Raw genomic sequence first — 22675 nt, 5'->3', positions numbered from 1 at the left:
GCGAACCGGACGCGCAGTGCATCACATCACGTCACACCAGTTCGCCCAGGCACGCGTCGAACTGCGCGACGAGCCGGTCGACATCGTCGGCCGTCGTCTGCGGGCACGCGAGCATCATGTTGTGGAACGGCGTGATCAGCACGCCGCGATTCAGCAGGTACAGGTGCACGATGTGTTCGAGTTCGCTGTCGAGCTGCGCGCCGGCCAGCGTGCCGTTGCGCGGCGGCACGGGCGCGAACTGGAATTCGGTGCGCGCGCCGATGCGCGTCACGCACCACGGCAGCCCGTGTTTCGCGATCGCCTGCTCGAGGCCCGTCGCCAGTCGCGCGGCGAGTTCGAACATGTGCGCATACGCGGCGTCGGTCGCGACTTCGGCCAGCGTCGCGCGCATCGCATGCATCGCGAGCATGTTCGCGGTGAGCGTCGTGCCGATGCCCGAATGGCCGGGCGGCGCGTTCAGCTTGGCCTGCTTCGCGCGTTCCGCGAATTCGGCGCTGAAACCGTACACCGCGCACGGCACGCCGCCGGCGATCGGCTTGCCGACCACCAGCATGTCCGGTTCGAGATCGTGCGCGACCGCGTAGCCGCCGGGGCCGCTGCTGATCGTGTGCGTCTCGTCGATCAGCAGCAGCGTGCCGTAGCGGCGCGTCAGTTCACGCGCGGCGTCCCAGAAGCCCGCGTCGGGCAGCACCATCCCGATGTTCGTCATCGCGGGCTCGGCGAGCACGCACGCGACGTCGCCGTCCTTCAGTGCGGCTTCAAGCGCGGCCAGGTCGTTGAATTCGACGACGCGCGTGTTGGCGAGCAGATCGTAGGACTGCCCGAGCAGGCTGTCGCGCTGCACCGGGCGGCCGTCGACGAGATCGACGAACACGTCGTCGACCGTGCCGTGATAACAGCCGTTGAACACGACGATCGTGTTGCGGCCGGTGGCCGCACGCGCCCAGCGCAGCACGAAGCGGTTCGCGTCGCTGGCGCTCAATGCGAATTGCCAGACCGGCAGCCTGAAGCGGCGTGCGAGTTCGCGCGATACCCATGCGGCGTCTTCGCTCGGCAGCATCGTCGTGTAGCCGCGCGTGGCCTGTTCGACGAGCGCGCGGGCGACCGGTTCGGGCGCGTGGCCGAACATCGCGCCCGTATCGCCGAGGCAGAAATCGACGTAGCGATGGCCGTCGACGTCGGTGAACGTTGCGCCGCGCGCCTCCTTCACATACAGCGAGAACGGTGTCGACCAGTCCTGCATCCAGTGCAGCGGCACGCCGAACAGCAAGTGCTCGGATGCTTCCGCGGACAGGGCGCGGGAGACCGGCATGGCTTCGGTGAACGCTTGGCGCTCGCGATCGAACAATGCGCGGGCGCGGATGAGGTCGACTCCGTGGCGGGAAGGCAAAGGCAGCTCCTGGGCTGTGAAGAAGGGGAAACGATAGCGCGGGCGGCAGGGGGCTGAACAGACGCGGAACTACCGAGGCGGGTGGGTGGCGGGGATTCGCCGGTGCGTCCAGTTTGATTTCAAGATGGCACAGGTGAATGAAAGACGCACCGGGACGTGAAGGTTTCCATGAATGTTTAACGGGTCTTTCGCGGCCTATCGTTGTTGCATGCCGTGGCGCGACGGGTTCACACGAGCAGGCCGGTATTGGCCGGCGCGCGAACCCGGCAGGTGGATGCGATCGACTCCGGCCGACTCGATCGCGCGCGTACCCGGCTGGGCACAGCGAATTCGACGGGGATATTGCCGGCTAATTTCGGGATAGTTGGATCCCGGATTGGCCGGTGATGGGACGGGTTCGGGCGCCCGATTCCAACTTTCCAGCATGCGGGGCAACACAATGAAAATCCGAACCCATCTCGCCGCATTCGTCGCCTGCAGCGCCTTGACCGGCATCGCACACGCAGGCCCGACGTCGCCACAAATGATCGTCAAGAAAATCACGCTGACCGCGCATATCGGCGACAGCCTGTTCGCGTCGAAGCCGGACAACACCGCGTACGACGTGGTCGAGCTGACCGCGGCGGACGGCACGCAACAGACGTTCACGGCGACGCTGCCGATCCGCGTGCGCACGACGTATCCGGACTTCAACGTCATGTTGCTGCAGCCGCTGCGGCTGTCGAACGGCCACGAAGACATGGCTAACGCAAAGGTCGTGCTGATGACGGGTGGCGCAGGCAAGGCGGACATCACGCCGGGCGCCGCTCGTCCGATCACGCTGGTGAGCCGCGGACACGACGGATTCGACGGCTACGACGAAACCCGCAACGTGAAGATCAGCGCACAAGCGCCGATCGCCGGTGACGCGGCGTCACCCAGCGGGCGTTATCGCGGTGACCTCGTGCTGGTGTTCGAGCCGGCGGCTTCAGCCGGACGCGAGCCGGCGGCGGGGGCCGCCGCGGCGGCAGGCGAATAGGGAAATCACCCCGGTGGACATCGCCCACCGGGGATTTTCAGTCAAACTTTTTGCGCATAAACATACGACAACATATCTCTGAAGCGATATTTCCAAATGTGAGTGTGCGCACACATCCATGGCATGAAATCAGTGAAAACAGGGTAAACGACAAATACGTGTTCCGTGCAGGTCGCGACTAGACTGCGCGATGTAGTACGACGACGTATGAATAGTGATCCGCCGCCCGGCGCATCGATACCCCCTACACTGAAGGAGCGCCCATGGCCGCCCACCGCCGCCGTTCGTCTTCGTCCACCCTGTCGCCCTCGTCGAAGCGGGTGTCGCGCCGCGCCTTCATCGGCTGGACCGGCGCACTCGCCGGCGGCGCCATGCTCGGTGGACCGTCCGCGGCGACCCGGGCGCTGGCCGGAGGCCCCATGTCCAATACGTCGGCGGTCGATCTCGTGTGGGGCGAGCATGGCGCGGCGGCGCGCATCGCCGCGTCGCTCGCGCACGTGTCGCGGCTCGCCCGGCGCGGGCGCGATTTCGACGTGACGCACTACGGTGCGCGCCCCTGCACGATGGTCGCGCAGACGTCGCTGTACCCGGTGGCGAAATCGCCCGTCAGCCCCGGTTCCGAACTGACGACCGCGCCCGGCGCGTTCGATTCGCGCCCGGCGTTCCTCGCGGCGATCGACGCGTGCCGGCGCGAAGGCGGCGGCCGGGTCGTCGTGCCGTCCGGCACCTGGTACTGCGCGGGGCCGATCGTGTTGCAGAGCGACGTCACGTTCCACCTGAGCGCGAACTGCACGATCTATTTCAGCCCGAACCCGGCCGACTACGCGAAGGACGGCCCGGTCGATTGCGGCGCGAACGGCCGCCTGTACTACAGCCGCTGGCAGGCGAACGATTGCCTGAACTACGGCGCGCCCGTCTACGCGCGCAACGCGACGAACATCGCGCTGACGGGCGAAGGCCCGACCTCGGTGCTCAACGGGCAGGCGATGACGCCGTTCTCCGGCAGCGGCGCGAACAGCGTCTGCTGGTGGACCTACAAGGGCTCGTCGGGCGCGTACGGCGCGGGTGCGTCGGTACCGAGCCAGGCGTACCTGAATCCGAACAACGTCGATCTGCGGATCGTCGCGCCCGCGATTCCCGACGCGCTCTATTCGCTGCTGACGTCGCCGGTCACGCCGTGGCAGCAGGACCAGAATTACCTGCCCGCGCTGTCCGAGGCCGGCGTGCCGGTCGAGAAACGCATCTTCGGCCTCGGTCACTACCTGCGCCCGTGCATGGTCGAATTCATCGGCTGCACGAACGTGCTGATGGCGAACTACCAGACGCAGAACACGCCGTTCTGGCAGCACCATCCGACCGCGAGCCGCAACGTCGTGATCCGTGGCGTGACGACCAACAGCATCGGCCCGAACAACGACGGCTTCGATCCGGACGCGTGCACCGACGTGCTGTGCGAGGACTGCACGTTCAACACCGGCGACGACTGCATCGCGATCAAGTCGGGCAAGGACCGCGACACCGAATACGGTCCGGCAAAGCGGCACCTGATCCGCAACTGCACGATGAACAGCGGGCACGGCGGCATCACGCTCGGCAGCGAGATGGGCGGCGGCGTCGAGCAGATCTACGCGACGAACCTGTCGATGCTGAACGCGAACTGGCAGACCAACCCGCTGAACATCGCGATTCGCGTGAAGACCAACATGAACCGCGGCGGCTACGTGAAGGACTTCCACGTGAAGGGCGTCACGCTGCCGAACGGCGTGACGCTGAAGGGCGGCGGCTACGGGAGCGCGCTGCTCGCGGGCAGCCCGGTCAACGCGAGCGTGCCGCTCGGCGTCGTGACGCCGTCGGCCGGGAATCCGTCCGCGGCGCAGGGCGGCATCGTCACGTTCGACTGCGACTACCAGCCGGCGAACGATGCCGTGCGCACGCGTCCGCCGGTCGTGCAGAACGTGACGATCTCGGACGTGAAGGCGAGCAACGTGACGCTGAACGGCGTGACCGCGTCGTGCTTCCAGGCGATCGTCGCGCAGGGGCCCGTCGCGTTCGACTACAACGGCACGCCGCCCACGCCTGCGGTGCAGCCGATCTCCGGCGTGACGATCAGCAATTGCGACTTCGGCACGCCGGTCGCGTCGGGCACGCCGACGGTCACGTCGCCGGGGCCGATCTATGCGTTCAACGTGAACGCGATGACGCTGACGAACGTGACGATCGCCGGGCAGGCCGTCAACACGACGATCACCGACAAGCGGTGATGCAATGAGGTGAGCGCGCAAGGGCGTTCGCGTGCGGGGTGGTCGGTCGATGCATGCGAACGCAACGTCAACGGCAAAAGCGAGTGCGAGCGAACGTGAACGCGTTACGCGAGCGTCTTGACCATGTAGTGCTCGTCGTAGAACTTGCCATCGACGTACAGCGAGCGCGGTTCCGTGCCGAACCGCACGAACCCTTGCGACGCATACAGCCGCTCCGCGGTGCCGTTGACCTCGTTTACGCACAGCATCAGCTGCTTGCACTGCCACGCCTGCGCGGCATGCCCGGTCGCACTTTCGAGCAGCGTCTGCGCGATGCCCTGCCCGCGATACGCGGGATCGACGAACACGCCCCAGATCGTCGCCTTGTGCGCGATCTTCGTGCGCGCATCGCGGCGCACGCCGGTGATGCCGACGAGCGTATCGCCGTCGAACGCACCGAACACGGCACGTTCGTGGGTCGGCGTGATGCGCGTCGCGAATTCGTCGACCGGCACCTGCGATTCCTCGTCGAGCGTCGGCAGGAAGGACGTGGGCGCGGTGTCGACCGCACGCAGGCGAACGGTCTGGAAGCGGGCGGCGTCGGCCGCATCGAGCAGGCGGGTCGTGATCGTCATCGGGTGAATTCCGGTTGAGGGTCGTGCATGCCGGCGCGCGCTGCTGTCGCCGCGGGATGCATCGTCCTCATCCTAATGGGAATCCGGATGTCGCGTGGCGCTGTTCGGCGCATTGCGCATGCCGGCGGCGCCGGAACGGTGTGCCCGTGCGCATGACGGTCACGCAGCCATGCTGGCGTGACGAAAGGGGGGACGTGAGACGTGCGCGCGATCAGGTCGCGCGCACGCAACCGGCATCAATAACGCGACAGCTGATTGCCGTTGATCTGCACGCGGTCGCCCGGACGCAGGTTGCCCGGCGACTGCACGTCGAACGAGCGCATCGAGCCGTCGCTGACCTGCACGTCGATCCGGTAGCTGCTCGGGCCCTGCGCGGCGCCCATCTGCTGACCGATCTGGTTGCCGGCCACCGCACCGCCGAGCGCGCCGATCACGGTCGCGGCATCGCGGCCATGGCCGCGGCCGACCTGGTTGCCGAGCACGCCGCCGATGAGTGCGCCGACGACGGTGCCGGCCACGCCCGACGGGCCGACCGAGCCGTTGACCGGCTGAATGTTCGCGACGGTGCCGTATTGCGCGCCGTACGGGTTCGCGTATTGCTGTTGCTGATTGCCATACTGGTCATACGGCTGCGTCCCGTACTGCGACTGGTTGCCATACTGATCATACGGCTGCGGCGCCTGGTTCGGATACGCCGGTTGCTGCTGCACGTAGCCCGGTTGCGAGTACGCGGGCTGCGCGTAGCCGGGCGTCGCGTATTGCTGCTGCTGTGGATAGCCCGGTTGCGCGCCGTAGTAGCCGGGCGCGACACAGGCGGTCAGCGGGAGCGCCGCCACGGCGACGAGCGAGGCGAACAGAACGGTCTTCGTGGAAGGCATGCGCATCATGATGTTTCCTGCATCGGCAACGTGTCCGCCGACTGATTCCCGGATGGGTGGCGAACTCGGCGTGAGTATAAGGAATGGCCGGATGCGCGTCCGGTGCGGCCGGGTAACAACGTGTAAAGTCTGTTGCCGCGTAAATCGCCAGCCGGGCGGGGTGTTCGAGCCATGCCCGACAAGGGCGCGAGACGGCTTCCGGCCGGCCGCGCGACGGTGAGGCGGCCCGCGCGTTTCAGGCGGCGATTCCGTCGCCTCCCCTGCGATCGAACCCCGTCGCCGCGCCAGGCCCGGCGGGCGTGCGCGCCGCACATCGCGAAATCGAATGCGCGGCATCGCGACATTTAATTGGCCTCGGGCGGCAGCGTCCGATATCGTGGCCGCATTCCCTGCCAAGGGTCGCGCCGCGCCGGCTGCGGTTCCTTCCCCTGTCCGCGCCGGTGGCGCGCCGCGACCGCCCCACATTCCAAGCCATGACCGAACGCTTCTTCATCAACGCCGTCGATGCCGGCGGCCAGCCCGTCAACCTCGTCGTCCGTGACGGCCGCTTCGCCGCGATCGGCGCCGAGTGCGCAGCCGCGCCCGGTGCGGAGACGATCGACCTCGACGGCCGCGTCGTGCTGCCCGGTTTCGTCGACGGCCACATCCACCTCGACAAGAGCTTCGTCGGCGATCGCTGGGTGCCGCACGAGCCGGTCGGCTCGCTGCGCGAGCGGCTCGCGGTCGAGAAGCGCCAGCTCGCTGCTGCACCGCCGATCGTCGAGCGCGCGAACGCGCTGATCGCGCAGGCCGCCGCATTCGGCACGATCGCGATGCGCAGCCATGTCGACGTCGATGCGACGACGGGCCTGTCGAACCTGCAGGCCGTGATGGCCGCGCGCGAGCAATGGCGCGGGATCGTCGACATCGAACTGGTCGCGTTTCCGCAGGCCGGCGTCGTGACGTGCCCGGGCACGGCCGAGGTGCTCGACGCAGCCGTGCGCGAAGGCGCGGACGTGGTCGGCGGGATCGACCCGACGACGCTCGACGGCGATGCGGACGGCCAGCTCGACATCGTGTTCGGCATCGCCGAGAAGCGCGGCGCGAAGATCGACATCCACCTGCACGAGCCGGGCGAAACCGGCATCGCGCAACTGCTGCGGATCGCGGCGCGCACGCGCGCGACCGGGCTCGGCGGGCGCGTGAACGTGAGCCATGCGTACGCGCTCGGCCAGGTGAGCGACGACGACGTGCAGCGCACCGCGGCGGCACTGGCCGAAGCAGGCGTGTCGATCCTGACGAATGCGCCGGGCGACTGCGCATTTCCGCCGGTGCAGCAGCTGCGCGATGCGGGTGTGCACGTGTTCGCGGGCAACGACAACATCCGCGACGCGTGGTGGCCGTACGGCAACGGCGACATGCTGCAGCGCGCGATGATGGTCGGCTACCGGTCGGGTTTCTACACCGACGAAGCGCTCGGCGTCGCACTCGACATGGCGACGCATGCCGGCGCACGCGCGATCGGCAAGGAACGCTACGGCATCGCGGTCGGCTGTGACGCGAGCTTCGTCGCGGTGCGCGCGCCGAATGCGGCGGCGGCCGTCGCGGGCGTCCCGGCCGAGCGCTGGGTATTCCGCCGCGGCGAGAGCGATACGGGTGCGCCGTTCGCCCCGTCGCTGCGCTTCACGCGCTGACCTGATGACCGGCGGCACGGCATGCGCCGTGCCTGCTTCGCACTGACCGACCACACCGGAACCGACATGACGAACCTGCTGATCCGCAACGTCCGCACGAGCGCCGACACCGCGCTCGACATCCTGATCGAAGGCGACCGCATCGCGCGCGTCGGCCCGTCGCTCGACGCGCCCGCCGGCTGCGCGATCGAGGACGGCGCGCTCGCGCTCGCGCTGCCTGGCCTCGTCGAAGGCCACACGCACCTCGACAAGACGCACTGGGGAATGCCGTGGTATCGCAACCAGGTCGGGCCGCGCCTCGTCGATCGCATCGAGAACGAACGCCACTACCGCGCGACGAGTGGCCATGACGCGGGCGCCGCGTCGCTCGCGCTGGCACGCGCATTCCTCGCGGCCGGCACGACGCGCATTCGCACGCACGTCGACGTCGATACCGAAGCCGGGCTGCGCCATCTGCACGGCGTGCTCGCGACGCGCGAGACGCTGCGCGGGCAGGTCGAGATCCAGATCGTCGCGTTTCCGCAATCGGGCGTGCTCAAGCGGCCGGGCACCGACGCGCTGCTGTCCGACGCGCTCGGCGCCGGCGCCGACCTGCTCGGCGGGCTCGACCCGTGCGCGATCGAAGGCGATCCGGTCGAGGCGGTGGACGTGCTGTTCGCGATCGCCGAGCGCCACGGCCGCGGGCTCGACATCCACCTGCACGAGCGCGCGTCGATGGGTGCGTACTCGCTCGACCTGATCCTGCAGCGCACGGCCGCGCACGGCATGCAGGGGATGGTCACGATCAGCCACGGCTTCTGTCTCGGCGATATCGCCGAGCGCGAGCGCGATGCGCTGCTCGCCCGGATGGCCGAGCTCGGCGTGGCCATCGTCACGACGGCGCCGGCGGCGGTGCCGGTGCCGTCGGTGGTCGCGTGCCGCGCGGCGGGCGTGACGGTGATCGGCGGCAACGACGGCGTGCGCGATACGTGGTCGCCGTACGGTTCGCCCGACATGCTCGAACGCGCGATGCTGATCGGCATGCGCAACGATTTCCGCCGCGACGATGCGCTCGAAGTCGCGCTCGACTGCGTGACGCACAGCGCGGCGCGCGGCTGCGGTTTCGCGGATTACGGGCTGCAGCCCGGCAGTCGCGCGGATGTCGTGCTCGTCGATGCGCTGACGTTCGCCGAGGCCGTCGTCGCGCGGCCGGTGCGACGCCTCGTCGTGTCGTCCGGGAAGATCGTCGCGCGCAACGGCGCACTCGTCTGAGTGGGGCGTCGCCCCGGTATGATCCGGTTTTCAGCCGGATTTCCGGGGAGACGACGATGCGACGCACGACAGCGGCACGGGCCGCACGATGGATGGCGGCGGCCCTGTTCGCCGTGACGGCCGCGCATGCGGCGGCGGCCGGCCCGACCGACGCGCAGCAGGAAGCCAACCGGCGGACGGTGCTCGCGTTCTACGAGAAAGGCCTGAACGAAAAGGACGCCGATGCCGCGCTCGCGTATGTCGGCGATCGCTACGTGCAGCACAACCCGAATGCGGCTGACGGCCCCGACGGCTTTCGCAAGTTCGTCGCCTTTCTGCGCGACAAATATCCACAGTCGCAAAGCGAGATCAAGCGCTCGTTCGTCGATGGCGACTACGTGATCCTGCACGTGCACGCGGTGCGCGAACCGGGTACGCGCGGCAGCGCGATCATGGACATCTTCAAGCTCGAGAACGGCAAGATCGTCGAGCACTGGGACGTCAACCAGCCGGTGCCCGAGCAGGCCGCGAACGGCAATACGATGTTCTGACGGGGATCGGGCGCGCGGCCGTGCCGATGCCCCCGCGATCGCATCGCATCGGCCGTGCCCGAGGCGTTGCGCCGTCCGTTCCCTTGGCGCATTCGGTCTTCGCTTTCCTACTGCTCCTCGTGCTCCAGCATCGCCGCGAGCGTCTTCGTCAGTTCGCTGACCATCGGGTCGGCCGTCGGCCGGTGCAGGATCGCGATGTCCATGTGCTCGATCGGCGCGAAACCTTGCGTCGCGGTCAGCACGACGTGCTCGTCGGTCACCACGCGCGCGGGCAGCACGCTGATGCCGAGCCCGTCCGCGACGGCCGCCTGGATGCCGCTCAGGCTCGACGTCGTGAAGCTGATCCGCCAGCGGCGGCCGCGCTCCTCGATCGCCTTGATCATGTCGTCGCGGTAAAGCCCGCGCGGCGGAAACACGACGATCGGCACCGGGTCGAGATCGATCGACGGATGCGTCGCGCTGTCGATCCAGCGCAGCTTTTCGGGCCAGCGCACGACGGCCTCGCGGCTGTCGCGCCGCTGCTTGATCAAAACGAGGTCGAGTTCGCCGCGGTCGTACGCGGCGCTGATGTCGCGGCTCAGCCCGCACATCACTTCGAGCTTGACCTGCGGATGCTCGCGCTTGAACGCGGCGAGCGCATGCGTCGTGCGGCCCGCCGCGAAATCGTCGGGCACGCCGAGCCGGATCGTCAGCGCAACCGTGGCGCCCGACAGCGCCTCCAGCATTTCGTCATTCAGCGCGAGCATGCGCCGCGCATAGCTGAGCACCGTCACGCCCGCGTCGGTCGGCCGGACGTCGCGCGTGCCTCGGTCGAGCAGGCGGTGGCCGGCGATTTCCTCGAGCCGGCGCACCTTCTGGCTGACCGTCGACTGCGTCGAATGCAGGCGTGCGGAGGCCGTCGTGAAGCTGCCGCAGTCGGCAACCATCACGAGCGCGCGCAACAGGTCGATGTCGAACAGGGGTCTATTCATTTCTGCACTTTTGCGGATTCAAACATTTCATTTCCAAATGCGTGCGACGACTTTTAACATGGCCGGACGCCGCGGGCAATCGCGGTTTCGCCGGACCCGGCGCGGCGTCGTGTGGCGCCGTGCCGGCGCCTGACGCATTGCATCGGCCGCGCATCGGCGTGCGCGGCGCGCAAGGAGGAAACGGGATGTTATTCAAACGGATCGCGATCATCGGCTCGTTTGCGTTGACCACGCTGACGTCGGCCGTGGCTGCCGCCGACGGCGGTGCGCCCGAGGGCCGGCTGCGCAGCGCGGCCGACCGCGGCGACGCGGGCGAGGTGCGTACGCTGCTGGAGCGCGGCGCGCAGGTCGATTCGCGCGACGGGCAGGGCCGTACCGCGTTGTTGATCGCGACGCACGGCAATCACGTCGACGCGGCGCGCGTGCTGATCGACGCGGGCGCGGACGTCAACGCGAAGGACGCGATCCAGGACAGCCCGTACCTGTATGCCGGCGCGCGCGGCTATCTCGACATCCTGCGGATGACGCTTGCGCACGGCGCCGATCTGCGCAGCACGAACCGGTATCGCGGCACCGCGCTGATTCCGGCGGCCGAGCGTGGCCATGTGGAGACGGTGCGCACGCTGATCGACGCGGGCGTGAACGTCGACCACGTGAACCGGCTCGGCTGGACCGCGCTGCTGGAGGCGATCATGCTCGGCGACGGCAGCGAGCGCTACGTGCGGATCGTGCAGTTGCTCGTCGACGGGCACGCGAACGTCGATCTGGCCGATTCGAACGGGGTGACGCCGCTGCAGCATGCGCGGCAGCGCGGGTACGGCGCGATCGAGCGGGTGCTGGTGGCGGCGGGGGCGCGGTAGGTTTCAACCGGGCGGGACCGCGCCGCGGTCAGACCCATACTTCACGATACAGGTGAAGATCCCTCGACCATTGCCGGCTTCGAGCTGATTGACGGTCAGGCGGGACAACCCGGCGAGCTTCGCGAGTTGTGTCTGCGTGAGGTCGAGTTCGGCACGCCGTTTCGCGACGGCCTGACCGATTTCATGGAGTTGCGTGGGGACCTCCCGACGACGATTCAGTGCTTCCCGATGTAAGCATTTCGAGGCGAACTGTCGTCGCTGAAAAATGCCATCGCGGTATAGGGTGCATTGCCCATCCGGTCGAATGAGCATCGGGCAAAGCATTGCCGCGGTCACCTGTATAGACATCCAGTTTTCGCGAACATCCGGAAAAACGCGATCTGTGGCGGCGCTGCATCTCGCAGGGTAAACACCCGAAAATCCCGCAAAAAGACCATCAATCAAGCGTCTCCCCACCTTTTCGGCCCCCATCTCCCCTCAATCCGCTACCTCCCCGCATTCCCTCGCTTGCGCTCGAAAATCGAGTGGTCTAGACTGCATCGCAGTTTCATCGAAGTCCCGTCTTTCGCGCACCGTGCCGGCGTCCCGGCGCGGCGCCTCCACCGGACGCCGGCGTCGCCCGCCGCGTCGAGACCTTCAAGGACACGCCATGAACCGCACTGCAAAGTTCCTCGTTACCGCGCTGGCGTTCGCGCCGCTCGCGTCGTTCGCACAGGACACGTCGACGATTCGCTGGGGTATCGACCCCACGTATCCGCCGTTCGAGGCGAAGCAGCCCGACGGCTCGCTCGCCGGCTTCGACATCGACCTGCGCAATGCGATCTGCGAGCAGCTGCGTGCGAAGTGCGTGTGGGTCGAGCAGGGCTTCGACGGGATGATCCCGGCGCTGCGCGCGCGCAAGTTCGACGTGATCATGTCCGCAATGACGGCCACCGACGAGCGGCTCAAGCAGATCGACTTCTCGAACAAGCTGTATGCGTCGCCGGGCGCGCTCGTCGCGCCGGTCGGCTCGAAGCTCTTGCCGACCGCCGCGTCGCTCGCGGGCAAGCGCGTCGGGATCGACCAGGGCACGACGCAGGAGACGTACGCGAAGGCCGAATGGGCGACCAAGGGCGTGACGATCGTCTCGTACCAGAACCAGGACCAGGTGTACCAGGATCTCGTCAACGGCCGCCTCGACGCGACTTTCCAGGACAAGACCCAGGCCGGCTACGCGTTTCTGAAGACGCCGCGCGGCAAGGGCTATGCGTTCGCGGGCCCCGACGTGACTGACGCGCGCATCACCGGCTACGGCGTCGCGATGGGCGTGCGCAAGGGTGACGACGCGATGAAGAAGCGGCTGAACGACGCGATCGTCGCGATCCGCGCGAACGGCACCTACCAGAAGATCGCCGCGAAATACTTCGACTTCGACATCTACGGCACGAAGCAGCAGCTGACTTCGGCACCGTGATTCCGTGATTCATTCCATCGACAGGCACACCATGACGACTATCCACGACCGCGTCGCGCAAGCCGTGACGCCCGAACTGATCGCCGCGTTCCGCGAGGAAGGCGCGGTCTGCATCAAGGGCATCTTTTCGCCCGACGAAGTGGCCGCGCTGCGCGCCGGCATCGACGCGAATCTCGCCCAGCCGAGCGAGCGCGCGAAAGTGGCGAGCCAGCCCGACGATCCCGGCTGGTTCTTCGAGGATTTCTGCAACTGGCAGCACAACGACGCGTATCGCGACTTCATCGTGCGCTCGCCGGCGTCGTCGGTCGCCGCCGCGCTGATGGGGACCGAGAACGTGCGGCTGCATCACGACCACCTGCTCGTGAAGGAGCCCGGCACGCGGCAGCGCACGCCGTGGCACCAGGACCAGCCGTACTACAACATCGAGGGCGACGACAACGTCAGCATGTGGATTCCGGTCGATCCGGTGCCGCTCGAATCGACGCTGGAATTCGTGGCGGGCTCGCATCTCGGGCCGTGGCTGATGCCGCGCACGTTCATGGACAAGGAAGCGAAGTGGTTCCCGGAAGGCAGCCTGGCGGACCTGCCCGACATCGAAGCCGACCGCGCGGCGTTCCCGATTCGCCACTGGGCGCTCGAGCCCGGCGACATGGTGTGCTTCCGGATGCTCACGCTGCACGCATCAGGCGGCACGCAGAACCGCCGGCGCGCGTTCTCGATCCGCTTCGTCGGCGACGATATTCGTCACGCGCCGCGCCGCTGGAAGACGTCCCCCGAGTTCCCCGGGCTCGCGGAACAGCTGGCCGATGGCGCGGCGCTCGACCACCCGCTGTTTCCGGTCGTGTGGTCGCGTGGCGCGGGGCAGGCTGGCGCGATCTGAGCCGTGCAGTCACGAACACGGCGGCCGTTTCATCGCGAAACGGCCGCCGTGTGCTTTTCGTGGGTGATAAAGGTCAGGTCGGGTGGCGCCCGGCACCGGGCTTGAAGCGCGAGCCGAGCCGGTAGCGGTTGCCCGGATGCAGGAAATGCACGAACGTGACGGGCAGCCCGTCCGTCCAGGTGCGGCGCGTGAGCGTGAGGCACGGCTCGTCGGCGCGCATGTCGAGCAGCCGCGCCTGCTCGACGGTCGGCAGCGATGCGTCGACCACGTGCTCGATTTCCAGTTCGTGGTGCGACACGTTGTTGTACAGGTATTCGGACGGCGGCTCGGCCTGGAAATCCTGGTCGATGAAGCCGGGCGCGGCGGCCGGGTTCACGTAGCGGTCCTCTAGCTGGATCGGGCGGCCGTTTTCCTCGTGCACGCACACCACATGAAAGACCGGCGTATTGACCGGCAGCCCGAACGCGGCCGCGACGTCGAACGACGCGGGCTCGCTCGACCGGCTCATCACGCGGCAGCGATATTCGTGCCCGCGCGCGCGGATTTCATCGCGAATATGCGCGATCATCAGGAGGTTCGATTGCGGCTTCACCTCGTCGACGAAGGTGCCGACGCCTGCGATGCGCTTCAGCACGCCTTCCTCGGTCAGCTCGCGCAGCGCGCGGTTGACCGTCATGCGCGCGACGCCGAACTGCGCGGCGAGATCGAGTTCCGACGGAATGCGGTCGCCGGGGCGCCAGTCGCCGGACTCGACGTTCTGGCGAACGAGCGTCTTGATCTGCTGGAACGGGGCGGTGGCCTTGGTGACCATCGGGGGTCCTTGCGCGAAGAAGTGACGAGGCTAGTCGTCGTGACTGACGATGACCAGGATCTCCGCCTGCGCGGTGCCGAGGCTGCGCGTGCGGTGCGGGATGAGTGCGTTGAAATAGACTGAATCGCCGGTCTTGAGTTGCACCGTCTCGTTCGGAAATTCGATTTCGACGCGCCCCTTGTGCACGAACAGGAATTCCTCGCCTTCGTGCTCGCGGAACGTCGACGCGACAAACTCGTGCGGCGGGTGCACGACGAACGGCAGCATCTTCTTCGGCGCGACGCCGGCCGCGATGCTTTCGAAGCGGTGCGCGTGGCGGTCGGCCGCCGCGCCCATCGCGGTGCGCTCGCCGGCGCGCGTGACCGTGATCAGCTCGCGGTTGTGGCTTTCCGAGAACAACTGTTCGACGTCGACGCTCAGCGCCTTCGACAGCTTCAACGCGACCGCGATCGACGGCACGCTCAGGCCGCGCTCGACCTTCGACAGGTAGCTCTTGGTGAGGCCTGTCTCGTCGGCCAGCACATCGAGCGTCCAGCCCTTCTGTTTTCTGAGCAGCTTCAGGCGAATCGTCATGGGGCGCCGGGTGTCCTTCGAAAAACCGATTGTAACGCATGACACAAAGTGTCCTATGATGTATCGTGTGTCTCGTGATGCCGGGGAAACGACCGCGGACGGCGCGGCGAACCCGATCCAGTCAGGAGGCGAACATGGCGGAAACGCTGAATTTGACGAAGGAAGCGCTGGTCGCGCTGGCCGAGCAGCGGCTTGAAAACGAGGTGGGCGACAGCGGCTGGTCCGCGCGGCAGAAGCTCGCGCTCACGTGCCGGATCCTGTTCGACGCCGGTCACGACTCGGGTCTGGCCGGGCAGATCACCTGCCGCGCGGGCGACGCCGGCACGTATTACACGCAGCGGCTCGGGCTCGGGTTCGACGAGATTTCGGCCGCGAACCTGCTGCGCGTCAACGAGGATCTCGACGTGGTCGACGGCGAAGGCATTCCGAATCCGGCCAACCGGTTCCATACGTGGATCTATCGCGAGCGCCCGGACGTGAACTGCATCATTCACACGCATCCGGCGCATGTCGCGGCGCTGTCGATGCTCGAGCAGCCGCTCGTCGTGTCGCACATGGACACCTGCCCGCTGTACGACGATTGCGCGTTCCTGAAGGACTGGCCGGGCGTGCCGGTCGGCAACGAGGAGGGCGAGATCATTTCGAAGGCGCTCGGCAGCAAGCGCGCGATCCTGCTGTCGCATCACGGCCAGCTCGTGGTCGGCAAGACGATCGAGGAAGCCTGCATGCTCGCGCTGCTGATCGAGCGGGCCGCGAAGCTGCAACTGCTCGCGATGTCCGCCGGCGAGATCAGGCCGGTGCCGGCGGCACTGGCGCGCGAGGCGCACGACTGGATTTCGAAGCCGAAACGCGACGCGGTGACGTTCGACTATTACGCCCGTCGCGCGCTGCGTACGCATCGGGATTGCGTCGCATGAATGCGTGCGTCGATCCCACCTCGCCCGACAATCATTGAGGAATACAGATCGTGTCCATCCTGTTGCAAGGCATCATTGCCTACCCGGTTACACCGTTCTCCGCCGATGGCGGCGTTAACCTGACAGCGCTCGATGCGCTGATCGAGCGGCTCATCGCCGACGGCGTCCACGCGATCGCCTCGCTGGGCAGTACGGGCGAGAGCGCCTACCTGTCCGATGCCGAATGGGAGGCGGTCGCCATCGCGTCGATTCGCGCGGTGCGCCGGCGCGTGCCGACCGTCGTCGGGATTTCCGACCTCACCACGGCAGGCGCGGTGCGCCGCGCGCGCCTTGCCGAGCAGGCCGGCGCCGATGCGGTGATGGTGCTGCCGGTGTCGTACTGGAAGCTCGGCAACGACGAGATCGTCGCGCACTATCGCGCGATCGGCGAGGCGATCGGCATCCCGATCATGCTGTACAACAACCCGGCGACGAGCGGCGTCGACATGTCGCCCGACCTGATCGCGACGATCTGCCGGACCGTCGACAACGTGACGATGGTCAAGGAGAGCACCGGCGACATCGGCCGGATGCATCGGCTCGCGCAGTTGAGCGACGGGACGATCCCGTTCTACAACGGCAGCAACCCGATGGCGCTCGCCGCGCTGGCCGCGGGTGCGGCCGGATGGTGCACGGCCGCGCCGAACCTGAATGCCGCGTTGCCGCTCGCGCTGGTCGACGCGATGCGGACGGGCGACCTGACGCGCGCCAGGTCGGTATTTCACGCGCAGTTGCCGCTGCTGCAGTTCATCGTCAACGGCGGGTTGCCGGTGACCGTGAAGGCCGGGCTGCGGCTGCGCGGCTTCGACGCGGGCGAGCCGCGGAAGCCGCTGCTGCCGCTGGGCGACGCACGCACGCGCGAACTCGAACGCCTGCTCGCGGCACTGCCGGACGGCGTCGCGGCATGAGCGATCACGCACGGCCGGCGATCGCGGCCGCCATCGGCGCGGTGCGGGTCGGCACGAGCCGGCCGCTGGCCGGCACGCCGCATGCGAGCGCGATCGACAAGCAGCCGGTCGATGCGCGTCTGTGGCTGGGTACGCTCGGCTTTTCCGGCGACGAGCAGGCCGATGCGCGGCATCACGGCGGCCCCGACAAGGCGGTTCACCACTATGCCCACGACCACTATGCGTGGTGGTCGGCGCAGATCGGCGCGCGCGACGTGCTCGCGCAGCCGGGCGCATTCGGCGAGAACCTGTCGACGCAAGGCGTGACCGAGCGCGACGTCTGTCTCGGCGACGTGTTCACGCTGGGCCGTGCCGTGCTTCAGGTGACGCAGTCGCGGCAGCCGTGCTGGAAGCTCAACGCACGCTTCGATCATCCGCGGATGGCCGCGCTCGTGCAGCAGAGCGGCCGGACCGGCTGGTATTACCGTGTGCTGCAGGAAGGCTGGGTGGAGGCGGGCGAAGTGCTGACGCTGCATGAGCGCGCGTATCCGCAATGGCCGCTGTCGGCGGTGCTCGACGTGCTGTACCGGCGCACGCTCGACATGGCCGCGCTCGCTGCGCTGTGCGACGTGCCGTTGCTGCCGCCCGGCTGGCGCAAGATGCTTGAAAAGCGCCGGACGGAGCGGCAGGTCGAAGACTGGACGAAGCGGCTCGGAGGGTGACGGGCCGCGTTTGCAGCTTATCGGGCCGGCAGGTTCCGCACGTCGGCCGTCGGCTCGGCGCCGAACGCGTCGCTCAGCGCATAGCCGATCAGTTGCCGCGCGGCCGCCTCGGGCGTTGCGAGCGCGCCGCTCGACTTCAACTCGTCGAACTTTTCGCGCATCGGGAAGTGGTCTTCGCTGGTCGAGCGGATCGTCGCCTGCATGCCCGTGTCGACGACGCCTGGCGCGACGCTGCAGATCCGCAGCGCGCCGTTCGCGTCGAGCGCCACTGCGCGTGCATGGTGATCGAGCGCGGCCTTGGTCGCGCAGTAGATGCTCCAGCCCGCGTATGCGTTGCGGGCTGCGCCGCTCGACAGGTGCAGGATCCGGCATTCGGTCGTGGCCGAGGCCGCCTGCGCGAGCGCGGCCGACAGCATCAGCGGTGCCGCGACGTTCAGGCCGACCGCGCGCGCGACGATCGCCGGGTCCTGCGCGGCGAGCGGGCCGATCGGATCGACGATACCCGCGTTGTTGAACAGCAGCACGAGCGATGCGCCGTCGACGAAGCGACGCAGCGTGTCGCCGGCGAGCCAGGTTGCGACGGCCGCGGAATCGGACAGGTCGATCTCGACTTCGGAGAAGCGGTCGCCGGCTTGCGACGCGAGCGACGGATGACGGCTGCGCGACACGCCGAGCACGGCGACGCCCTCCAGCAGCAGTTGTTCGGCGAGCGACGCGCCGAGGCCGCGCGTGTGTCCGGTGACGATGGCGCGCACGTGCGCGGAAGAGGATGCAGTCATGGCGGTGAACCGGTGAAGGGGTGAGCGGTGGTGACGAGCGGCGGGCATGCGTGGCGGCAGCACGCCAAGGACGGACGATGCGTGGAACCGGCGTGCGAATATAGTCGCAAGCGGCGCCACGGATATCGGGGTGAACGCATATCGTAGCGCCGGCACGCGCATCGCGCAAACGCCGGGGCGTGCGCGCATGCATCGCCGCGCGGCGCCGCGCAGTACCGGGCGCGCCGACAGGTTGGACGAAAGCCGGCTGCGGCAAGTGCGCGCGCCAGCGCAGCGCGCGGCGCGGGGCCACGCGTCGCGAGCTATCATATGGCTCGCCCGTGCGCGATGCCGGACGGGCCGCGATCGTTTCCCTTCACCTGCTGCACGCTGCGACGCCACTCATGAACACCACGCCGGATACGCCCACGCCACGCGCCCTTCGCGAACTCACGCCCCTCGAGGCCCGCATTCTCGGCGTGCTCGTCGAGAAACAGCACACGGTGCCGGATACCTACCCGCTGTCGCTGAACGCGCTGACCGCGGGCTGCAACCAGAAGACCGCGCGCGCGCCGGTGATGAGCGTCAGCGAGGACGAAGTGACGACCGCGCTCGACGAGCTGAAGCGCCTGAGCCTCGTGATGGAGGGCAGCAGCAGCCGCGTGCCGCGTTTCGAGCACAACATGAACCGCGTGCTCGGCATCCCGAGCCAGGCGATCGCGCTGCTGACGATCCTGTTGCTGCGCGGCCCGCAGACGGCCGCCGAGCTGCGCCTGAACAGCGCACGCCTGCACGGCTTCGCGGATATCTCGTCGGTCGAGGCGTTCCTCGACGAACTCGCGGCGCGCGCGCAGGCGCTCGTTATCCGGCTGCCACGCGCACCGGGCGCGCGCGAAAACCGCTGGATGCACCTGATGTGCGGCGAAGTGAACGTGGCCGACTTCGCGAGCGCGGATGCCGGCGGCGCGGATTCGGTACCGCCTTCCGAGTTCGAGGCGCTGAAGGCCGAGCAGAAGCGCCTCGCGGATGAAGTGGCGCGGCTGAGTGCGCTGGTTCAGCGGATGGCCACTGAGCTGGGAATCGACGTCGACGCGCAAGGCGACGCGTCCTGACGCAGATGGCGGCGGTGCTTGTGCACCGCCGCGTGACTTCAGCTTCACGCCCGGCACGAGATAACGCGCACCATCCGATCTCACGATCGGCTCGCGCGCCGCAAACGGCGCGTCGAGCAGAGGCCCCGGACAGGCTCCCGCCGCATGGTCGTTCCCCGACACGGCGAACGACAGCTTGCCGGGTGCATCACCAGCGGCACCCGGTTCGCTCGGACGCGTCGACATCCAGTGCGCGGCCGAACGACGTCTTCTTGCCGGTGCGCGCAGCGGTGTAGGTCATCGAATAGATCATCGCGCCCTGGCTCATCATTTCGTACCGACCGTTGATCCTGCCGTCGACGAGTTCGACCCAGGTCGTCGTGTACTGATGCGGGCGATCTTCCGCGAGCACTTCGTCCTCTTCATGTTCGATCACCAACGGGAGTGCCGTTTTCGCGTTCGCGTACCGGACCATGCCGCCCGACCATTTGACTGCATCGTCGTAGTAGGTGCGCATCTCGAAGCGCACGGGTTTGTCGCCATCCGACTTGAAGCAGAACACTTCGGTGGACACCTTGGCGAGTGCCGGCAGCGACACGCAGAGCAGTACGGCTGCGAGGATTTTTTTCATGATGGCGTGAGAGAACTGAAACGGTACGTCAACCAACGCTGATCCGCGAAGCGCCCGCATCGACGAGCCGGAACAGCAGATCCTCGACGGCTGTCTCGGGTGCGGAGCCGAGATCCGCGTTGACGCGCCATCCGTGTTCCGTGCGAACCGGTTCCGACAGGTAGTGCACGATGCCGTGCAGCCCGTCTTCGGCCGGCTCGTTGTCGTCGTCGACATCGAACCACGCGAGGAACCACGTCTTGAACGCATCGACCGCCACGCTTTCGTCGAGACCGTCGGCCTCGATCACGGCCCAGTCCCACACGAACGGGCGGATCGACACGGCCGCGGTTTCGAGATTGAACTCGAACGGTTCGAAATCCAGCTGCGTGGTCGAATCGATCATCACGGGCTGGCCGGCCGCTTCGCCTTCGGCCGCGATGGTGTCGGCTCGGCACGGCAGCGCGAGCGGCCCTTCGGTGGCGAGCGCGCCGTCGGCCTGCCGGTAGGCCGGCTCGACGATCGCCGACGGTTGCGTGGCCGCTTTCGCGAGCAGGTCGGCGTAAGGTTGGCGGATGGCGCGGAGCAGTTCGGATACGGTCATCGTGGCGTGTCGGTCGGGCAGGGAACGATGGGTTGCAGGCAGGCGGCGCACGGTGTGTCCGGTGTCGCACCACGGGCCGCTTCGTTACCGGACAGACGTGATCGTACGGTACTTCGGCGACACGCGAACAGTCGGCCGAACGGCCGGTGCGTTCGCGTCGATCGGCCAGGGTTTTAGACGTTTACCTTCAAACAATCGAAAACGCCCATCGAACGTGTCCACGTTGTGCTTCAATTAATCCGGTTTGTACTCCTACTAAAATGTCGGATTCAGAACAGGCCGGATCATTTACTCACAGGAGACAGTCGATGGCATGGAAACGGTTTTGATGCGGCAAGCACGATGGTCTGCAATACCGCCGAACTTCCTTCGATGAAAGCAGGTTATCCCAGGGGCCCCCACCCATGTCCTCCAGACGACTCATGACCGTCGCGGCCGCCGTGTGCGCCGCGCTGGCCATTGCCGCACCGCCGGCCGGCGCCGCCGCGCCGACCGTGTCCGATCCGTTCTACACATACACCGGCGCCACGCCGCTGGCATCGATTCCACCGGGCACGGTGCTGAAGACGCGCAACGTCACCTATCACGTCGCAGGCATCCCGACCGCCGTGACCGCGCAGCAGTTGCTGTACCGCACCAACAACGCGCAAAACCAGCCCGTCGTCAACGTGACGTCGGTGATCCGCAGCCAGGTCAGCAACGGCCAGGCCATTTCGTACCAGTCGGCCTACGATTCGCTGAACCCGTACGACGAGCCGTCGCAGGTGATCGCCGGCGATCGCGACGTGACCAAGGTCATCAACGTCGGCACGCTGCTCTACAGTGCGGAGTCGATCCCGCTGTCGACGCTGCTGCTGCTCGGCTACAACATCATCGTGCCCGATACGGAAGGCCAGACGGCGGACTTCGCGGCTGGCCCCGAATACGGGATGACGACGCTCGATTCGATCCGCGCGGCGCTCAATACGCCGTCGACGGGCCTGAATCCGTCGAGCAAGGTCGCGATGATCGGCTATTCGGGCGGCGCAATCGCGACGAACTGGGCCGTGCAGCTCGCGCCGAGTTATGCGCCCGACATCAACAAGCAGCTCGTCGGCGCGGCGGAAGGCGGCGTGCTGGTCGATCCCGCGCACAACCTGCGCTACGTCGACGGCAGCATCGTGTGGGGTGGCGTTGCGGCGGCCGCGCTGGCCGGGCTGTCGCGCGGCTATGCGTTCGACCTGACGCCGTATCTCAGCGATACGGGCGTCGCCGTGTTCAAGGACATCCAGAACCAGTCGCTTGCGTACATCCTGCCGAAGTACACGGGCCTGCACTGGAGCACGCTGTTCAAGCCGCAATACGCGAACGACATCAACAGCATCCCGGCGTACGTGACGTATGCGAACAAGGTGAATGCAGGGCTGGCCGCATCGCCGACGATCCCGATGTTCATCGGCCAGGGCACGGCAGGTGCGCTCGACGGCACTTTCAGCAGCCAGGTCGGCGACGGCGTGATGCTCGCGTACGACGTGCGCGCGCTGGCGCAGAGTTTCTGCGCCAGCGGCACGCCGGTCACGTACACCGAGTATCCGCTGGAACATGCGGGCGCGATCGTGCCGTGGGTGGCCGGGATGCTGCCCTGGCTCTACGACCGCTTCAACGGGAAAACCGCACCGAGCAATTGCTGGCTGACGTCGCTGCTGCCGAGCAATTCGCTGGCGCCCGAGACGCTGCACTAGACGCAGCGACGTACGACCGGATGAATGGTCGGGCGACCCGCTGGCGGTCGCCCTTTTTTTCGACGTCTCGACGCCGGTCGCGTGACGGCGGTTGCCACGCGCCCGCGGTCCCCCGCCGTTACTCTGTGCCGCCTTCTCCGGGTGCCATAATCGAGGCTGCCCA

At 67.5% G+C, this 22675-nt stretch carries 23 protein-coding genes; 13 read left to right on the top strand and 10 right to left on the bottom strand.

The window, feature by feature from the left end:
* Window positions 1-31: 31 nt before the first annotated feature.
* On the bottom strand, window positions 32-1390 hold the full coding sequence (locus tag U5809_RS15210; protein ID WP_322087109.1) for an aspartate aminotransferase family protein: 1359 nt from the start codon (window positions 1388-1390) through the stop codon (window positions 32-34).
* A 523-nt stretch (window positions 1391-1913) separates the two neighbouring features.
* Between U5809_RS15210 and U5809_RS15205 the strand changes: the two genes are divergently transcribed.
* Both U5809_RS15205 and U5809_RS15200 read left to right on the top strand, forming a co-directional pair.
* Complete coding sequence (locus U5809_RS15205) at window positions 1914-2408, top strand: hypothetical protein (RefSeq protein ID WP_322087108.1); 495 nt, start codon at window positions 1914-1916, stop codon at window positions 2406-2408.
* 263 nt (window positions 2409-2671) lie between these two features.
* A complete protein-coding gene (locus U5809_RS15200; protein WP_322087107.1) occupies window positions 2672-4669 on the top strand; it encodes a glycoside hydrolase family 28 protein in 1998 nt (665 codons plus the stop codon).
* 104 nt (window positions 4670-4773) lie between these two features.
* Here the strand turns inward: U5809_RS15200 and U5809_RS15195 are convergent, their stop codons facing one another.
* Together U5809_RS15195 and U5809_RS15190 are read right to left on the bottom strand one after the other, a co-directional pair.
* Window positions 4774-5283 (bottom strand): GNAT family N-acetyltransferase, encoded by a 510-nt coding sequence (locus U5809_RS15195; protein ID WP_322087106.1) that lies wholly within the window; start codon window positions 5281-5283, stop codon window positions 4774-4776.
* 236 nt (window positions 5284-5519) lie between these two features.
* Entirely contained in the window at window positions 5520-6170 is a 651-nt protein-coding gene (locus tag U5809_RS15190; RefSeq protein ID WP_059238436.1) for a glycine zipper 2TM domain-containing protein, read from the bottom strand.
* Window positions 6171-6634: 464 nt separating this feature from the next.
* On the opposite strand from U5809_RS15190, the gene U5809_RS15185 reads away from it, so the two are divergent.
* The 3 genes from U5809_RS15185 to U5809_RS15175 all read left to right on the top strand — a co-directional run bounded on the left by U5809_RS15185 (window position 6635) and on the right by U5809_RS15175 (window position 9615).
* A complete protein-coding gene (locus tag U5809_RS15185) occupies window positions 6635-7834 on the top strand; it encodes an amidohydrolase family protein (protein ID WP_322087105.1) in 1200 nt (399 codons plus the stop codon).
* Window positions 7835-7900: 66 nt separating this feature from the next.
* Window positions 7901-9085, top strand: a complete 1185-nt coding sequence (locus U5809_RS15180) for an amidohydrolase family protein (RefSeq protein WP_322087104.1) — start codon at window positions 7901-7903, stop codon at window positions 9083-9085.
* 56 nt (window positions 9086-9141) lie between these two features.
* Window positions 9142-9615: a nuclear transport factor 2 family protein gene (locus U5809_RS15175; protein ID WP_322087103.1), complete on the top strand. Its 474-nt coding sequence runs from the start codon at window positions 9142-9144 to the stop codon at window positions 9613-9615.
* Window positions 9616-9722: 107 nt separating this feature from the next.
* Here the strand turns inward: U5809_RS15175 and U5809_RS15170 are convergent, their stop codons facing one another.
* Window positions 9723-10586, bottom strand: coding sequence for a LysR family transcriptional regulator (locus tag U5809_RS15170; protein ID WP_282508232.1), 864 nt, complete (start codon window positions 10584-10586; stop codon window positions 9723-9725).
* A 185-nt stretch (window positions 10587-10771) separates the two neighbouring features.
* On the opposite strand from U5809_RS15170, the gene U5809_RS15165 reads away from it, so the two are divergent.
* Entirely contained in the window at window positions 10772-11446 is a 675-nt protein-coding gene (locus U5809_RS15165; RefSeq protein ID WP_322087102.1) for an ankyrin repeat domain-containing protein, read from the top strand.
* A 3-nt stretch (window positions 11447-11449) separates the two neighbouring features.
* Here the strand turns inward: U5809_RS15165 and U5809_RS15160 are convergent, their stop codons facing one another.
* Window positions 11450-11917, bottom strand: coding sequence for a helix-turn-helix transcriptional regulator (locus U5809_RS15160; protein WP_322087101.1), 468 nt, complete (start codon window positions 11915-11917; stop codon window positions 11450-11452).
* A 178-nt stretch (window positions 11918-12095) separates the two neighbouring features.
* On the opposite strand from U5809_RS15160, the gene U5809_RS15155 reads away from it, so the two are divergent.
* Window positions 12096-12899: an ABC transporter substrate-binding protein gene (locus U5809_RS15155; RefSeq protein WP_322087100.1), complete on the top strand. Its 804-nt coding sequence runs from the start codon at window positions 12096-12098 to the stop codon at window positions 12897-12899.
* 31 nt (window positions 12900-12930) lie between these two features.
* Window positions 12931-13779, top strand: a complete 849-nt coding sequence (locus tag U5809_RS15150; RefSeq protein ID WP_322087099.1) for a phytanoyl-CoA dioxygenase family protein — start codon at window positions 12931-12933, stop codon at window positions 13777-13779.
* A gap of 73 nt (window positions 13780-13852) precedes the next feature.
* Here U5809_RS15150 and hutC read toward each other — a convergent pair whose 3' ends face one another.
* Window positions 13853-14590, bottom strand: coding sequence for a histidine utilization repressor (gene hutC / locus U5809_RS15145; protein ID WP_282508238.1), 738 nt, complete (start codon window positions 14588-14590; stop codon window positions 13853-13855).
* A 30-nt stretch (window positions 14591-14620) separates the two neighbouring features.
* Window positions 14621-15163: a helix-turn-helix domain-containing protein gene (locus U5809_RS15140; RefSeq protein ID WP_282508239.1), complete on the bottom strand. Its 543-nt coding sequence runs from the start codon at window positions 15161-15163 to the stop codon at window positions 14621-14623.
* 134 nt (window positions 15164-15297) lie between these two features.
* On the opposite strand from U5809_RS15140, the gene U5809_RS15135 reads away from it, so the two are divergent.
* Genes U5809_RS15135 through U5809_RS15125 form a run of 3 tightly spaced genes read left to right on the top strand, consistent with a single transcriptional unit; the run spans window position 15298 to window position 17728 of the window.
* Window positions 15298-16080 (top strand): aldolase, encoded by a 783-nt coding sequence (locus U5809_RS15135; protein WP_322087098.1) that lies wholly within the window; start codon window positions 15298-15300, stop codon window positions 16078-16080.
* A gap of 50 nt (window positions 16081-16130) precedes the next feature.
* The gene (locus U5809_RS15130) at window positions 16131-17027 is read left to right on the top strand and encodes a dihydrodipicolinate synthase family protein (RefSeq protein ID WP_322087097.1); all 897 of its coding nucleotides are present in this window, start codon (window positions 16131-16133) and stop codon (window positions 17025-17027) included.
* Entirely contained in the window at window positions 17024-17728 is a 705-nt protein-coding gene (locus U5809_RS15125; protein ID WP_322087096.1) for an MOSC domain-containing protein, read from the top strand. The genes U5809_RS15130 and U5809_RS15125 overlap by 4 nt, the downstream gene beginning before the upstream one ends.
* A 17-nt stretch (window positions 17729-17745) precedes the next feature.
* Here the strand turns inward: U5809_RS15125 and U5809_RS15120 are convergent, their stop codons facing one another.
* A complete protein-coding gene (locus U5809_RS15120) occupies window positions 17746-18507 on the bottom strand; it encodes an SDR family oxidoreductase (protein WP_322087095.1) in 762 nt (253 codons plus the stop codon).
* A 383-nt stretch (window positions 18508-18890) separates the two neighbouring features.
* On the opposite strand from U5809_RS15120, the gene U5809_RS15115 reads away from it, so the two are divergent.
* Window positions 18891-19598 (top strand): YceH family protein, encoded by a 708-nt coding sequence (locus U5809_RS15115; protein WP_322087094.1) that lies wholly within the window; start codon window positions 18891-18893, stop codon window positions 19596-19598.
* A gap of 187 nt (window positions 19599-19785) precedes the next feature.
* Here U5809_RS15115 and U5809_RS15110 read toward each other — a convergent pair whose 3' ends face one another.
* Window positions 19786-20208 (bottom strand): hypothetical protein, encoded by a 423-nt coding sequence (locus U5809_RS15110; RefSeq protein ID WP_322087093.1) that lies wholly within the window; start codon window positions 20206-20208, stop codon window positions 19786-19788.
* A 28-nt stretch (window positions 20209-20236) separates the two neighbouring features.
* Window positions 20237-20791 (bottom strand): hypothetical protein, encoded by a 555-nt coding sequence (locus U5809_RS15105; protein WP_322087092.1) that lies wholly within the window; start codon window positions 20789-20791, stop codon window positions 20237-20239.
* 404 nt (window positions 20792-21195) lie between these two features.
* On the opposite strand from U5809_RS15105, the gene U5809_RS15100 reads away from it, so the two are divergent.
* The gene (locus tag U5809_RS15100; protein ID WP_322087091.1) at window positions 21196-22512 is read left to right on the top strand and encodes a lipase family protein; all 1317 of its coding nucleotides are present in this window, start codon (window positions 21196-21198) and stop codon (window positions 22510-22512) included.
* Window positions 22513-22675: the final 163 nt, after the last annotated feature.

It is taken from the genome of Burkholderia sp. BCC1999, from assembly GCF_905339975.1.
GTDB lineage: Bacteria > Pseudomonadota > Gammaproteobacteria > Burkholderiales > Burkholderiaceae > Burkholderia.
The sequence above is the reverse complement of the archived record's forward strand: the minus strand, read 5'-3'. Positions and strand labels throughout refer to the sequence as shown.

Bases quoted from the DNA above. Each gene is read 5' to 3' on its own strand.
- U5809_RS15165 (WP_322087102.1), top strand. From the start codon at position 10,772: ATGTTATTCAAACGGATCGCGATCATCGGCTCGTTTGCGTTGACCACG.
- U5809_RS15155 (WP_322087100.1), top strand. From the start codon at position 12,096: ATGAACCGCACTGCAAAGTTCCTCGTTACCGCGCTGGCGTTCGCGCCG.
- U5809_RS15140 (WP_282508239.1), bottom strand. From the start codon at position 15,163: ATGACGATTCGCCTGAAGCTGCTCAGAAAACAGAAGGGCTGGACGCTC.
- U5809_RS15100 (WP_322087091.1), top strand. From the start codon at position 21,196: ATGTCCTCCAGACGACTCATGACCGTCGCGGCCGCCGTGTGCGCCGCG.
- U5809_RS15200 (WP_322087107.1), top strand. From the start codon at position 2,672: ATGGCCGCCCACCGCCGCCGTTCGTCTTCGTCCACCCTGTCGCCCTCG.
- U5809_RS15150 (WP_322087099.1), top strand. From the start codon at position 12,931: ATGACGACTATCCACGACCGCGTCGCGCAAGCCGTGACGCCCGAACTG.
- U5809_RS15105 (WP_322087092.1), bottom strand. From the start codon at position 20,791: ATGACCGTATCCGAACTGCTCCGCGCCATCCGCCAACCTTACGCCGAC.
- U5809_RS15170 (WP_282508232.1), bottom strand. From the start codon at position 10,586: ATGAATAGACCCCTGTTCGACATCGACCTGTTGCGCGCGCTCGTGATG.
- U5809_RS15205 (WP_322087108.1), top strand. From the start codon at position 1,914: ATGATCGTCAAGAAAATCACGCTGACCGCGCATATCGGCGACAGCCTG.
- U5809_RS15115 (WP_322087094.1), top strand. From the start codon at position 18,891: ATGAACACCACGCCGGATACGCCCACGCCACGCGCCCTTCGCGAACTC.
- U5809_RS15185 (WP_322087105.1), top strand. From the start codon at position 6,635: ATGACCGAACGCTTCTTCATCAACGCCGTCGATGCCGGCGGCCAGCCC.
- U5809_RS15190 (WP_059238436.1), bottom strand. From the start codon at position 6,170: ATGATGCGCATGCCTTCCACGAAGACCGTTCTGTTCGCCTCGCTCGTC.
- U5809_RS15135 (WP_322087098.1), top strand. From the start codon at position 15,298: ATGGCGGAAACGCTGAATTTGACGAAGGAAGCGCTGGTCGCGCTGGCC.
- U5809_RS15160 (WP_322087101.1), bottom strand. From the start codon at position 11,917: ATGGGGGCCGAAAAGGTGGGGAGACGCTTGATTGATGGTCTTTTTGCG.
- U5809_RS15180 (WP_322087104.1), top strand. From the start codon at position 7,901: ATGACGAACCTGCTGATCCGCAACGTCCGCACGAGCGCCGACACCGCG.
- U5809_RS15125 (WP_322087096.1), top strand. From the start codon at position 17,024: ATGAGCGATCACGCACGGCCGGCGATCGCGGCCGCCATCGGCGCGGTG.
- U5809_RS15120 (WP_322087095.1), bottom strand. From the start codon at position 18,507: ATGACTGCATCCTCTTCCGCGCACGTGCGCGCCATCGTCACCGGACAC.
- U5809_RS15110 (WP_322087093.1), bottom strand. From the start codon at position 20,208: ATGAAAAAAATCCTCGCAGCCGTACTGCTCTGCGTGTCGCTGCCGGCA.
- hutC (WP_282508238.1), bottom strand. From the start codon at position 14,590: ATGGTCACCAAGGCCACCGCCCCGTTCCAGCAGATCAAGACGCTCGTT.
- U5809_RS15195 (WP_322087106.1), bottom strand. From the start codon at position 5,283: ATGACGATCACGACCCGCCTGCTCGATGCGGCCGACGCCGCCCGCTTC.
- U5809_RS15175 (WP_322087103.1), top strand. From the start codon at position 9,142: ATGCGACGCACGACAGCGGCACGGGCCGCACGATGGATGGCGGCGGCC.